The organism is Embleya sp. NPDC059213 (assembly GCF_042754445.1).
In the GTDB taxonomy this organism is placed as follows: domain Bacteria; phylum Actinomycetota; class Actinomycetes; order Streptomycetales; family Streptomycetaceae; genus Embleya.
The window spans coordinates 1-12,290 of sequence record NZ_JBHZAV010000042.1 but is presented as its reverse complement, the minus strand read 5'-3'; the positions used below and the strand labels follow the sequence as shown (position 1 = coordinate 12,290).

Sequence of the window (12,290 nt, the reverse complement as noted above, 5' to 3'; positions counted from 1 at the left end):
CGCCACCCAGTTCCTCCGCTCGAAGGCCTGGGCCGGAGCCTGCCTTGTCACCGAGGAGTTCGAGCTGGTCCAAAACGGCAAAGCCGTCGTTGAGTTCGACTTCGCCGCGGCGACCGTCGAGGGACTCCTCCTGGACGAGTCCAAGAAGAACGACTGCCTCGCCGACTCCGCGAAAGGGACCCTCACCGAGCTCAACAAGCTCCTGAACGGATGCCGCGCACTCGGCGCGACGCACCTGGTCCTGGCCACCCCCAAGAACGCCTGGAAGCAGGCGACCATCGACAAGCAACTCCAAGGCGACGCGGCACACGGCGTCAGCGCCCCCCAAGTACTCCTCCTGACAGGCCTGGGTACCGACCCGAAGATCCTGACCCTCGACGGCAAGCCATTCACCATGGACTGAACCGGCCCTGATGACCCCCCGGGCCGAGTCGGCCGAACCAGCGGCAGCCCGAGCACACGCACACCAGCAGCCGACGCGAGAAGGACCGACCACAGGTGATCACCGCATCACATCAAAATCAGCATCCTTGAGGCGACCTCATCCTCCGTCACAGGTTTTCCCGACGGAACCGACCATCCGTCCCAGATTCTGCAAAGCCACAGGCCACAGGCCAGACAAAGCCGAGCAACACAGCAAAACCCAGGCCACACAGCCAAGATCCAAAATCCCGGATTCTGCAAATCCAATGGTCAACACATGATCGATTGACGAGATCTTTCAAAACAGCCGGGACGGAGCACCCCGCCCACCGGGGCGACCGTCGGAAAGGACGCGGATCAGGAACGACACGAACGGCCGCCGAGCACGGTCCCGACACACGAACACACAACCCGCCACAGGGAACTCCCCATCGCGTCGCGCAGCCTTCTCAAACCCTGCGACACAGCAGGTCAACCCACCCATCACTGAAAGGAAGGGGCTTCCCCCGAGGGACTATCAAGGACTCGGCTCTGGCCCGTAATCGGTGGTAACGAAGTGTGACTGCCGTCGTTGGTAGAGCATGCGTGACGTCAATGAGCTTGTGGGTGTGGTGTTTTCGGGGCTGTCGGCCCTCGTCGTCGAGGGTGTGGCGGACGAGGGCGATGTCATCCGGGTGGCTGCGCGGACCCGGGAGGATCCGGTGCCGTGCCCGGTGTGCGGGCGGCCGACGGGGCGGGTGCACGGCTTCCACGGGCGGGTGGTCGCGGACGTGCCGGTGGACGGACGGCGGGTCGTGGCGTCGGTGCGGGTGCGGCGCCTGGTCTGTCCGGTGCTCGGTTGCCCGCGGCAGACGTTCCGGGAGCAGGTTCCCGGCGTCGTTGAGCGTTACCAGCGTCGGACCAGCCGACTGGCCGAGCAACTCGGCCAGGTCGTAAAGGAGTTAGCGGGCCGGGCGGGCGCCCGCCTCTCCCGCGTGCCGGCCTGCGCGATCTCCCGCTCGACCGCCCTGCGCATGCTCATACGCAGGGCACTGCCGCCGCTGCGCGTCCCGCGCGTGCTCGGCGTCGACGACTTCGCCCTCAAGCGCCGGCACCGCTACGCGACCGTGATCATCGATGCCGAGACGGGCGAGCGGATCGACGTCCTGCCCGACCGCACCGCCCAGACGCTGGTCGCGTGGCTGCGCGAGCATCCCGGGGCCGAGTATGTCTGCCGGGACGGCTCCGGGTCCTACGGCGAGGCGATCCGCCAGGCCCTGCCCGAAGGGGTGCAGGTGAGCGACAGGTGGCATCTGTGGAGCAACCTGTGCGGGAAGGTCCTGGCCGAGGTCCGCTCGCACGCCGTCTGCTGGGCCGCCGCTGTGAACCCCGCCCGGCCCGGGGGTGTTCACAAGCAGACCACCCGCGAGCGCTGGCAGCGAGTCCACGCCCTGCTCGACCAAGGTGTCGGCCTGCTCGAATGCGCCCGGCGCCTCGATGTCGCCCTGAACACCGTCAAACGGTACGCGCGCATGAAGGAGCCCACCGGCGACCGCCGCACACCCCGCTACAAGCCCACTCTCGTCGACCCCTATCGCGACCACCTGCGCAGGCGTCGGGCCGAAGATCCCGCAGTGCCCGTCACCCACCTCCTGCGCGAGATCAAGGAACTGGGCTACACAGGCAGCGCCAACCTGCTGGTCCGCTACATCACCCAAGGCCGCGCCGAGGGCGACAAGCCGGTCACCACCCCGCAGCATTTCGCCCGCCTCCTGCTCGCTCGCCCCGAGAACCTGCGCGACAAGGACGCCGAGTTGCTCCGGGAACTCACCTCAACCTGCCAGGAGATGGCCGAACTCGCTCGCCTCACCCGCGAGTTCGCGCAGCTACTGACCCCAACGGGGGGCAACGACGCCAAGCTCACCGACTGGATCACCACGGTCCGCGCCGCCGACCTGCCCCAACTGCACTCCTACGCGAACGGCCTCGAACTCGACCGCGCCGCGGTCGACGCCGGACTCACCCTCCCCTTCCACAACGGCCGCACCGAAGGCGTCAACACGCGAACCAAGCGGATCATGAGGCAGATGCACGGCCGAGCCGGGTTCCCCCTGCTCCGCCACCGCATCCTCCTGCACTGATCACCACACAGCGCAACCACCGATTACGGGCCAGAGCCCAATTCCTGATACTCCCCGCCCCGCCCGCCGCACGCCCCCGGGGCCGGGGCCGACCGGACGGGGGATTGTCGTCCGGCGCCCGTACCCTCCCCAAAGGCGTGCGCGGATCGGCCGCGCGCCGCGGGATCCCGTCGTACGAGCGGCGGAGGTTCGGCGTGGGAGCGGGCGTGCGGGGCGTGGTGGAGGAGTCGCAGCGCGCGGTGTGGTCGTTCGCGCGTTCGAGCACGTGGGCCCGTCGAGGTTCGGCACGACCCACGATCAGGCGCCCGGCAGCGGTCGACGGCGTCCTGGAGGCGATCGGAACGCGCGGGTACGGCGCGGGGCGGGTGACACGAGCCGATCCGTGGCCCGCGCACGGCACCGGCGGCTCGGGCATCCCCAGCGCGGGGGTGACCCCGTACCACGACCGGTCGATCGGGCCGGCCGGCATCGCGATCGACGCCCGACGCGGTCCGCGGGTGCGCCTCGACGACATCCCCCTGGTCGGCCGCACGCCGTCCCGCTTGGAGTAGGCCTTCGGCAACCATCCCACCGCCCGCGGCCACGAGTTGCCGTACCCGTGATCGGACCGGCATCCCGGCGTCTCGCGCAGGTGTTTCCGACGCTTGCCCGAGACATCGTCGAGATGCTCCGTACCGAGGACAACGGTCATGCCCTGGCATCGACGACCGGTGACCCGGTGCTCCTCGGTCGTCGTCCCCGCACGCCCGACCGCGATGCCCTGCCGACGACTGCGTTCGGCTCTTCCGGATCCGTGATGGTGACCTTGCGGCGTGACGACGACACCATCCGGTTGCGCCCGGACGACGACTCCGACGCCGTCACCGACATCGAGGCCCTCGACCACCGTGTCCCGGGGCCGGGCGCGCGACGCACCGATCCCACCCTCGGCCCGACGTCCGAGTGGAGGCACCCGAGCGCCGCCGGTCGGCACTCACCGCGGCGATCGGAGATCGATCACGAGGGATACGCCCGATGTGCCTCGCAACCCCGCAAGGTTGTCCGAGAACCACGACGGGTCCTTGAGCTTGACCCGGAACGAGTCCGGCATGTACTCCGGGGGAATCTTCCTCGCCTTCTCGGGGCTCAACCTCACCAAGGTCTCATGGGCCTGCCGAGGACTCTCATGGAAGATTTCCCGTATCTCCGGGAAGCTCTCGAGCGTGGCTCGGATCGCGTCCCGCCGAGCGGCCGTGACGGGGCCGCCGGCACAGCCCTCCTTTCGCTCGTCGATCCTGCCGCACAAGAAGACCGAGACGTCCGCCCTCCCGAGCCACGGGTCCCGCCACGTCGCCTCGGCCGTCGGGGTGGGCACGGCCGACGCCGCGGGGGTCGAGGCTGTCGCTCCCGGTGCTTCGCTCGCCGGGTTCGCCCCCTGCGGCGTCCACCGGTCGGCGCCGCACCGCGGCCACGTATCGCAACCGGGTCGCGACGCCACCGCACCCGCCGTACCACTCCTCGTCCCGGATTCCGACGAACACGAGACGACTACGGCCATCACGACCAACACACCCGCCGCGTACCGCCGACGCTTTCCCACCAACACCATGACTCCCCCGGATCGTTGCCGCAGCCTAACGGCGCGCCGGAAACGAACCCGGGCGGGTCGCCCCGAAGGCCTCCCGGTCGTCGACGTCGACCGCCACGAGTTCCACCGGCAGCGGTCGACCGGTCCGCACCGCGGCCGCCGTCGACGTTGCCGAGCCGACGGCGAAGGCTTCGAAGACGTCCCGGAAGCGTCCGGCGGTGGACGCCGGGCCCGGAGCCTGGTCGCAGCCCATGGTGCGCGTCGCGCGAGTCGCGCCCGCGGGCCCCGTCGCGCGAGGGGTCAGGCAGCGGTGCGACGGGCCTCGCCGAGGCGGCACAGCGCGTCGTCGAGGTCGGCCTGGGCGTGGTCGGGCCAGGCGGTGGTGATGTCGGTGCCGGCGGTGCTGCGGTCGGGGCGCCGGTGCAGACGGGGCTCTTCGCCGGGGTCGGCGGCGCGGGCGTGGGTGACGCCGTGGCCCGCTCGCGCGGCGGCGGCGCGTTCCCCACCGGCCGCGTCCACGTACGCGCGGGTTGCGGGGTCGGTGACCTTCGCGAGGTTGGCCGGGTCCGTCACGGCGTGGGCGATCGCCTCGAGGGTCCTGCCGGTCAGCTTGCGGGCGGTCAACACCGTGGGTAGGCCGGTGAGTTGTGCCAGGTGTGCGAGGGCCGTGCTCTCCAGCAAGGTCAGGGAGTACGTCAGTCGTCCGAGTTTCGACAGATAGGTGTCATCGGGGAACATGCGGGCCATTGTGCGGTACCACTCCGACGTCATCGATGCGTTTTCCGTCCGTCGAAAGGGTGACTCGGCCATCCGGGAGGCGGGTGGTCGTCCGCTTCGGTCAGCCGACAGCGACCCACACCACAACGCCGCCGCCGCCAGCGGCGGCGGGGGCGGGGGCGGGGGCGGCGGTTCCGACACCGGACGGCGGCTCACGGCGCTTCCGACGACGGTGTTCGTCTCGGTCCGGTGAACCTCCCGCGACGAGAGCGGGTTGGTGCAAGAGGCTGTTTCATTTGGCGTGTTCGCTATTCTGGCGTGTGTGACGACGCTTGTGGAGCGGTTGGTGCCGGACGAGTTGTGGGAGTTGTTCGAGCGGGTGGTGCCGTCGAGGCCGACCCGGCCGCAGGGTGGTGGTCGCCGAAGGTACGGGGATCGTGAGGTGTTGGCCGGGATCGTGTTCGTGGCGACGTCGGGGTGCACGTGGCGTCAACTGCCGCCCGTGTTCGGGGCGTCCTGGCAGACGATCCACCGGCGGTTCGCCGAGTGGAGTCGCGCGCGGGTGTGGGCGAAGCTGCACCGTGTCCTGTTGGACGAGCTCGGCGCGCGGGGCGCGTTGGACTGGTCGCGATGCGCGGTGGACTCGGTGAACATGCGGGCCCTGAAAAGGGGGAGTTGACGGGTCCGAATCCTGTGGATCGGGGCAAGTACGGGTCGAAGATCCATCTGTTGACCGAACGCTCCGGTCTGCCCTTGTCGATCGGGATCTCCGGCGCGAACACGCACGACAGCCAGGCGTTGATCCCCCTGGTCGAGGGCATCCCGCCGATCCGTTCCCGCCGCGGACCACGTCGCCGCAGGCCTGCCAAGCTCCACGGCGACAAGGCGTACGACCACCGATTCATTCGCGCGTTCCTGCGGCAACGCCGCATCACACACCGGATCGCCCGACGCGGCATCGACTCCTCGACGCGCCTCGGCAGACACCGATGGGTGGTCGAGCGAACGGTGTCCTGGCTGAACGCGTTCCGCCGACTCCACCGTCGATACGAGGTCAAGGCATTGCACTTCGGAGCGTTCGTCAGCATCGCGGCCGCATTCATTTGCTACCGCCGATACGCCAAATGAGACGGCTTCTAAGGGTGGGCGGTGCCCCCGCCTTCGCCTCCGTGGCGCGTCAGCAGCGGGGACACCGCGCCTGAACAGGCGCTCGTCGCTGTCGGCGCCGAGTCGGAAGGGCAGCGAGAGGCGTGCGAGGGAGAATTGCTCGCCGGCGATGTGGGTCTTTCAGGATGCCAACCGTCCCGAGGCAAATGAAGCTGCAGCCGTCGTATCGACGGGACACACTCTGAGCATGGTTGAGATGAAGCCCGGCGAAGCGCGCGAGTTCTGGAAGGCGTTGGTGGACAACGCGTCGTCGCTGATCTCCGATGCCCATGCTCTGTGCGTTGCGAAATCGTACGGTCGGGCGAGATCGCTCACCGTCCTGGCGCAGGAGGAGCTGGGCAAGGCGCTCTGGATCTACGACACTTTCGAGCGCGATTGGAGCCGGGGCAACGAGGCGCCGCGCGCGGTGGACGCGCTCAGGAAGCATGGGCGCGATCACGCGAAGAAGTACCTCCAAGCCGTCGTGTTCGGCGACGAACTGGCGGAGTTCTGGGGCGACTACGGCTCGGTACCCGGTCGTGGACCGGAGGGTGAGTCGTGGGAGGTGGCGCATGAACGACGGCAGGCAGAGGCCGCGACTGCGGCAATCGAGGCGAACCTCTCCAAGCAGCGCGGCTTCTACGTGGATCGAGACGACAACGGCATCGTGCACTCGCCCACGGGCATCGAGGCGGGGACGACCGTCGAGGACCTTCGGACGGCCGCGCGGGTCGTCGAGATGCTCCTCATCCGTGATCACGGCCGGATGAAGACGGAAGCGGTCACGGAGTACGACAGCACGCACGCTCAGCAGTTCCGCCTACTGCCGGTCTCTCATCCCGAGGAATGGGCGACCTTCAAGGACTCCGGTGGCCGGCGGTGAAGGCCCGTCCCGATCACCCCGTGCCACCCGCACGCCGCGAAGCCGCAACCGACGGTCGAGCCGCCCACGCCCGGCCGCCGGTGCGGCGGCGTGGTGCGTGACGGCGACGGGCGCACGCGGCGGAGCAGGCCGTTTGAAACGACGGACCGGGCGCCGGTAGCGGGGTAGGCGGCCCGGGTCGGTGTGGAGTGCGAGCCCAGGGTGAGCTTGACTCTGTCGGTGATCTTGGACCGTCGAGGTCAGGTGCCGAGGGTGCGCCAGGACTTCGACCGGGGAATCGCCTGCCGGTCCAGGAAGGTCTGGAAGGCGGTCGATGGTCTCGGTGAGCAGGTTTTCTCGGCCTCTGACCGGCCGCTGAGTCGTTCGATGTTCACGGCGATGGCCGTGAGTACGTGTTGCAGGTGCGCTTTCGGTTGTCCTCGGTAGCGGCAGTGGCGCATGCCGTGTCCGTGGGCGAACGCATTGATGGTGCCCTCGACTCCGGAACGGACCGCGTAGCGCGCCTTCCAATCGGGTGTCTGTTGCTCGGTGCGGACGCGGACTTGCAGGTCGCGGAGTTCCGGCGGGGGAAAGCCCACGTTGCGGGCGCTCTCGCGGGAGTTGGTGCACCGGGGGCGGTCCGGACACGGCCGGCACCGGCCCTTGGTGAACCTCGCCACGATCAGGGGTGCCGCAGTGGGCGAGGAGGTCGGGTAGGGGCCGTGCCAACCCTTGCTGACCTGGCCCCGGGGGCAGGTGACCTGTCGGCGGTCGAAGTCGATGTGGAAGTCGTCGCGGTCGAAGCCCTCGTTCCTGCGGTGCCGGCGGGTGGGGTTGCCCGGCAGCGGCCCGCTGACGGTGACCCGGTGTTCGCGCTCGGCTCGTTCCAGGTGGACCAGGGAGGTGTAGCCGCCGTCGACCGGGTGCTCGGCGGGCAGCAGCCCGCGACGTGCCAGGCGGGTGTGGATGCCGGGCAGGGCCTGGGCGTCGTTGGTGGCGGCCGAGGTGGTCGCCACATCCGTGATCACGTTGACGCTGTCGGAGGCGCACGTCTCGGTGAGATGGGCCGTCGGACCCCTTCCAGCTGATGATGTGCCCGTGCCGGACGTAGCGTGCCGTGGTGTCGTAGGGGGAGACGATCGCCGAGGAGGAGGGCGGCAGGCCGCCGTCGTCTGCGGTGCGCCAGCGCAAGCGGCCCGCCGCATCGCAGCTGTAGTTCTGCACGACGATCTGCCGCAGGGCCTCGGCCCGAGGGCCGGGACGGTAGCCCGATCCGTGCCGGTGGAGATGCTCCAACAGCCTGTGGGCGTCGTCGCCGGCGGCGAGGATCCTGGTCTTGGGCCGAGTGGGGTTCTTGCCCAGACGGACCGGGCGGCCGTAGCGGCGCCCCCAGTCCTCGTCGACCAGGTCGACCAGCGCAGATGCCCGGCCGTGCGTGCCACCTCCTCCAGCGCGGCACGGACCGCCTCGGTGACCAGTTCCAGCCGAGTGAGGTCGCGCACTGCGGCCAGGACATGGGTGGAGTCGGTGCGTTGCGTGGTGCGTTCACGCCGGGGTCATCGAGCTCCAGCGCGAGGGCGTATTTGAAGTCGATGCGGCAGCGCACCGCCTCAGTGGCCTGCCGGTCCGACAAGCCGAGCAGGAACTGCAGTACGCAGACGGTCGCCAATTGGGCAGGCGCGAGGCTCGGACGACCGTCACGTGGATACCAGTCGGCGAAGTCCTCGTCGTTCCACAGCCCATCGAGGTGGTCCCGCACCCATATCGCCGTCGTGCCACCCGGGTTGCTCACCCGCGCGACCTGCGCGGTCAGGGAAGGGACCTGCTCACCGGAACGGGGGCGGAGGGACAACAGACACCTCGAACTGATTCGGCCTCCGGAACAGCCCGAGCATGCCCGATGATCAGCCTGCCGCACCGGGAAACCCCAAGATCACCGACAGAGTCAAGCTGACACACATCACCGACACGACACCGAAAGATCACATACGTGGTGCACCCATGCGACGGTCTCGTATATAGGGAAAGGATGGTCGGGTATGCACCGCAGGCGTTTCCCCGAGCCGGCCGCCACCAAATCAAAGCATCGACCAAGGATCTAATCCTTGCGATCTCAGAATATTCTCTTCTTGCCAATGAAGAGCTCTCGCCTTGGTTACGCCCTGCAAAAACGAAGGAACGTTCAAGGGATTCTCTGCGTCTACCAATAGGAGCCTACATAGAAATTCGACCATGCCGCACCGATAGACCTCCCAATGATTGTCTTCGAACCATACGGCCGTCGCCCATCCATCAGGACGGTCCCCTTCGGAAACCCAGCCAAGCAGGTCGCCGCCCTGCGTACCCCCCCCAGGCGACAATCGAAGTCGTAGAACTAGTCGAATACGCCTCCGCGCCGCTTTCGGCCCACAGGTGGCGAGCCGTCACCGTTGCAGCCGAAATCCCGCCACCCGGAGCCTCTGGAGATCGGATCTCGTCCGGAACCAGAATCCCGAGCCAATCCTCGATCAGCACGCCACCGTAGACTTCCTGAAAACGTACAAAGTCCTTCGGGAACCTATTCCAAAGTACATCCGAAACACTGCCGCCCGCGACCCTTTCCCCAGAGCCGGGGCGAGGAGGCATCAGCGTCAGCAGGAGTGCGAACCAGTCCCGCTCATTCGACATCAGAGACCTTTCGATCAGGGGGTGTTTCCCACAGGAACAGGATTGAGGTCACTATCCATCCTGTACCCGAGATTGAACGCCCAAGGCCCGGGCGGCATCGGGCCGTGCGGCGCGACGCCGCCCGGGCCTTAGGCACATTCCGATCCGGGCGTCGCCCCGGGACCACACGTCGCGGCACCGCCCCTGGCCCCTGCCGCCTCACTCGTGGAGAAAGCCGGCGGCACCCGCGCGGGACCGCGTCACCACGGCGGAGTTGTCCGAGCGCGCCCACGCGCTCGATTCGCACGCGGTTCCGAGACCACACGCACCCTGGGGGCTCGCCCGTGGCCGTCCCGTCCGCCTGTCGCGACAACGACTGTCGGGCTCGGGTGTTCGTGCGCTGCGGCGGAGGCACCCGCGAGGCGACGGAGCGATCCCGGGATCTACGTTCGGGGCGATGCCGGTGGGAGATCAGCCATCCTGTTCGACGCCGTCGTCCCCGGATCGTCTGTCGAGGCGGTCGGATACCTCCGGAGTCGGTCTGCGGCCTCCGCGAGGGAGGTGCCGCGGTATCCGCACCACCGGGCGACCGAGGAGAGGGCGAAAGGATGGTTGCCGGTGAGCGCACAGGCCCTTCGTACCGATGGGATTCGACGGATTCCTCAAGCTCGAACGCATGGCCGGCGTCCTGCGCAACTACGAACCGTGCGTGGTCCAGGGGCGGTTGCAGACGCGGACGTACGCCGAACGGGTCGTGGCCGGCAGTCGTCTGGGCGCGGCAAACTACGACCCATCGTCGAAATCGGGCGAACTGCCGCGCGGTCCCCTTGAGTCGCGGATTCATTTCCCGAGAAAGCCGTACGCGCCCGGCCCCACGACTGCGCACGGTGCATGGAGGCCCAGATCATTCAGAGCGGAGAAAAAACAAACGGCTGATCTTCATCACGCTCCGGAACAATTTCGTCCGCGATACCTTCGACGAACATCTTATAGAGAAATTGCGAAGTCTCCATTTCGTATTCCCGCCATTCGGGCCCCCTGAATTCCCATGCGACCACGGACCATGCGTTGGGATCGCCTTGCCCGGTGCGCCAGTAGAATTTTTGGCCATTTCCGCAGGATGACCATCGAAGCAACCCTCCAAGAATCGGGAATATTTCGAAGGGCGCGAAAGATTCTCGCAACGACGGGTCTTCATTAAGCGATCGATTCAAACTCTCGGAAACCTCGGAAATATCGAGGAGAGAATTCGATGCACCCGGGATCAGCAGTCCCATGTAGTCGTCGAATTCACCGAGCCCGAAGTGCCCCACCAGCTCCTTGTAGTCATCCGGAAGTGCTGTCCCCAGACGCCTCTCCACCTGCAGCCAATCCGTCTGCCAACCTCGGCCATCGGGAACATCGAAAAGCCCGGCAAGTTCTTCCACCCATTCCAAAACTAACTCCGGTGAATACTTCGATTACGGTAGATTGTCTACTGTTTCACTGAAATTCACAGTTCTCCCCGACGCAGTGAGCTTGATCTGCGTAGGGATCGAACTTCCAGGATTCTCGTAGATTGGACGCGAAGTATAGTACACCACATCATTGTTGGACAAAGCCGCGGCTACCTTGTCTTCCCATTTCTTCATACCGGGATCATTTGCCTTCGAATAGATGGGAACAAGATTCCTCATTTCTACACCCGAGCCGCCGAGCTGGCGACCGAGAAGATGACCTCTTTCCATCCCTACTACATATCCGGGTGGATCATTCTTCCCTCCGCGCGCCGTGTCACTACCTATTATATTGCTCTGCTCCCCAAAGTCAGGCTGAAACTTTTCTGCCCATGTAGTCGATTCCCGAGCCAGACAAGCACGCCTGGACACCGGTGGCGCGGTTTTGATCGTCAAGAGGCCGGTAGTAGACCCACGACTTGGAGAGGCTGCCGCATCCGCGCTGAGATTGGGAATCGTCATAACTCGATACGTGCAGCAGTTGTGCGGTCGTGGGAGTGACGGGGAGTCCAGAATTTTCCGAATAGTCGGCGTCCCCTGGGCGGGCGTCGTCGACGACGCCTGGCTGAACCGGATTCCAGGTCCCGGGAATGAATGGGGTCCCAGTATTGCCAGTGCCCTGAAGAGAGTCGAGGATACGCGTTGCGTCCAGAACTCCCCGGATTATGGCGATCATGGGGTCAACTACGGGCGCAGTCGGCGTCGGGAGGCGGAACTTGGGCGCTGTCGGGACCCAGGGGCGCGGCTTGGGAGGCTTGATGGGGGCCTTCGGGCCGATGTATTTCCTGTTTCCTCCCCCATCCGGGCCTCGTCTGGGGCCCCCGGGCGGGGGGGTAACCGGGCGGGTGGTCCCGCGCGGGGGGCTCCAACTGCTGGTGCGAATACCGTTCAAAAGGGGCCGAGAATAGCCCCCGCCGCATTGCCCGAAGCGGCAGGACGGGAGGTCGTGCGTCCCGAGTGTCCCCGAGTCGCATTGCGAGGGATTGCGCTGGCAGAGCTGTTTGAGAGACTCCTCACGTGCCAGGGGTGTCGGCCAAAGGATGTTTATTGCGGCGCCGGTAGGCGTGATACCGAAGATGATAAGCGTGGTGAGGCGGAGCCCAAGGTTGATGCCCCAGTCGTGTCCGGTCGACGACGACCTGGTCCCGCTCGCGGTGGCCCTCCTCGTCGGTGTCGCAGGGTTCGACGGGCGTGAAATGTCAACGGTCTTTGAGTCCTGGCTCTGTCGCGAGTTTGGTGAAACACGAGATGTGGATCTTGGCGGCTCGTGATGATTCCGAGTGTCCGTTGCCGATCTTCTCGCCGTCCTGTTC

General features: G+C 66.9%; 10 protein-coding genes and 1 pseudogene. 5 read left to right on the top strand and 6 right to left on the bottom strand.

Features of this window, described 5'->3' with window-relative positions; all coding sequences use genetic code 11:
* Window positions 1-1,034 precede the first annotated feature (1,034 nt).
* Together ACFXMF_RS17865 and ACFXMF_RS17860 are read left to right on the top strand one after the other, a co-directional pair.
* Entirely contained in the window at window positions 1,035-2,543 is a 1,509-nt protein-coding gene (locus tag ACFXMF_RS17865; RefSeq protein WP_379990703.1) for an ISL3 family transposase, read from the top strand.
* Window positions 2,544-2,737: 194 nt separating this feature from the next.
* Window positions 2,738-3,094, top strand: coding sequence for a hypothetical protein (locus tag ACFXMF_RS17860; protein WP_379990693.1), 357 nt, complete (start codon window positions 2,738-2,740; stop codon window positions 3,092-3,094).
* 422 nt (window positions 3,095-3,516) lie between these two features.
* Here ACFXMF_RS17860 and ACFXMF_RS17855 read toward each other — a convergent pair whose 3' ends face one another.
* Window positions 3,517-3,897 (bottom strand): permease-like cell division protein FtsX, encoded by a 381-nt coding sequence (locus ACFXMF_RS17855; RefSeq protein WP_379990694.1) that lies wholly within the window; start codon window positions 3,895-3,897, stop codon window positions 3,517-3,519.
* Between the two features lie 513 nt (window positions 3,898-4,410).
* Window positions 4,411-4,848 carry a hypothetical protein gene (locus ACFXMF_RS17850; RefSeq protein ID WP_379990696.1) on the bottom strand — a complete coding sequence of 146 codons (438 nt, stop codon included), beginning with the start codon at window positions 4,846-4,848 and terminating at the stop codon, window positions 4,411-4,413.
* A gap of 313 nt (window positions 4,849-5,161) precedes the next feature.
* Here ACFXMF_RS17850 and ACFXMF_RS17845 point away from each other — a divergent pair.
* Together ACFXMF_RS17845 and ACFXMF_RS17840 are read left to right on the top strand one after the other, a co-directional pair.
* A protein-coding gene (locus ACFXMF_RS17845; protein ID WP_379990704.1) for an IS5 family transposase occupies window positions 5,162-5,955 on the top strand; the annotation gives its coding sequence in 2 pieces (ribosomal slippage) (window positions 5,162-5,495 and window positions 5,495-5,955; 795 coding nt in all).
* A gap of 226 nt (window positions 5,956-6,181) precedes the next feature.
* Window positions 6,182-6,856 (top strand): AbiV family abortive infection protein, encoded by a 675-nt coding sequence (locus ACFXMF_RS17840; RefSeq protein ID WP_379990698.1) that lies wholly within the window; start codon window positions 6,182-6,184, stop codon window positions 6,854-6,856.
* 239 nt (window positions 6,857-7,095) lie between these two features.
* On the opposite strand, the gene ACFXMF_RS17835 is transcribed toward ACFXMF_RS17840, so the two are convergent.
* Both ACFXMF_RS17835 and ACFXMF_RS17830 read right to left on the bottom strand, forming a co-directional pair.
* Window positions 7,096-7,863 carry a transposase gene (locus tag ACFXMF_RS17835; protein WP_379990699.1) on the bottom strand — a complete coding sequence of 256 codons (768 nt, stop codon included), beginning with the start codon at window positions 7,861-7,863 and terminating at the stop codon, window positions 7,096-7,098.
* Window positions 7,860-8,594 (bottom strand): transposase, encoded by a 735-nt coding sequence (locus ACFXMF_RS17830; RefSeq protein WP_380017936.1) that lies wholly within the window; start codon window positions 8,592-8,594, stop codon window positions 7,860-7,862. The genes ACFXMF_RS17835 and ACFXMF_RS17830 overlap by 4 nt, the downstream gene beginning before the upstream one ends.
* A 1,530-nt stretch (window positions 8,595-10,124) precedes the next feature.
* Here ACFXMF_RS17830 and ACFXMF_RS17825 point away from each other — a divergent pair.
* Window positions 10,125-10,232, top strand: a pseudogene (locus tag ACFXMF_RS17825) (Scr1 family TA system antitoxin-like transcriptional regulator); the annotation flags it as partial.
* Between the two features lie 157 nt (window positions 10,233-10,389).
* Here ACFXMF_RS17825 and ACFXMF_RS17820 read toward each other — a convergent pair.
* Together ACFXMF_RS17820 and ACFXMF_RS17815 are read right to left on the bottom strand one after the other, a co-directional pair.
* Complete coding sequence (locus ACFXMF_RS17820; protein ID WP_379990701.1) at window positions 10,390-10,908, bottom strand: SMI1/KNR4 family protein; 519 nt, start codon at window positions 10,906-10,908, stop codon at window positions 10,390-10,392.
* A gap of 33 nt (window positions 10,909-10,941) precedes the next feature.
* Window positions 10,942-11,208 (bottom strand): DNA/RNA non-specific endonuclease, encoded by a 267-nt coding sequence (locus tag ACFXMF_RS17815; RefSeq protein ID WP_380018185.1) that lies wholly within the window; start codon window positions 11,206-11,208, stop codon window positions 10,942-10,944.
* Window positions 11,209-12,290 lie beyond the last annotated feature (1,082 nt).

Coding starts and splice junctions, on each gene's coding strand:
- ACFXMF_RS17850 (WP_379990696.1), bottom strand. CDS start 4,848: ATGTTCCCCGATGACACCTATCTGTCGAAACTCGGACGACTGACGTAC.
- ACFXMF_RS17840 (WP_379990698.1), top strand. CDS start 6,182: ATGGTTGAGATGAAGCCCGGCGAAGCGCGCGAGTTCTGGAAGGCGTTG.
- ACFXMF_RS17815 (WP_380018185.1), bottom strand. CDS start 11,208: ATGGAAAGAGGTCATCTTCTCGGTCGCCAGCTCGGCGGCTCGGGTGTA.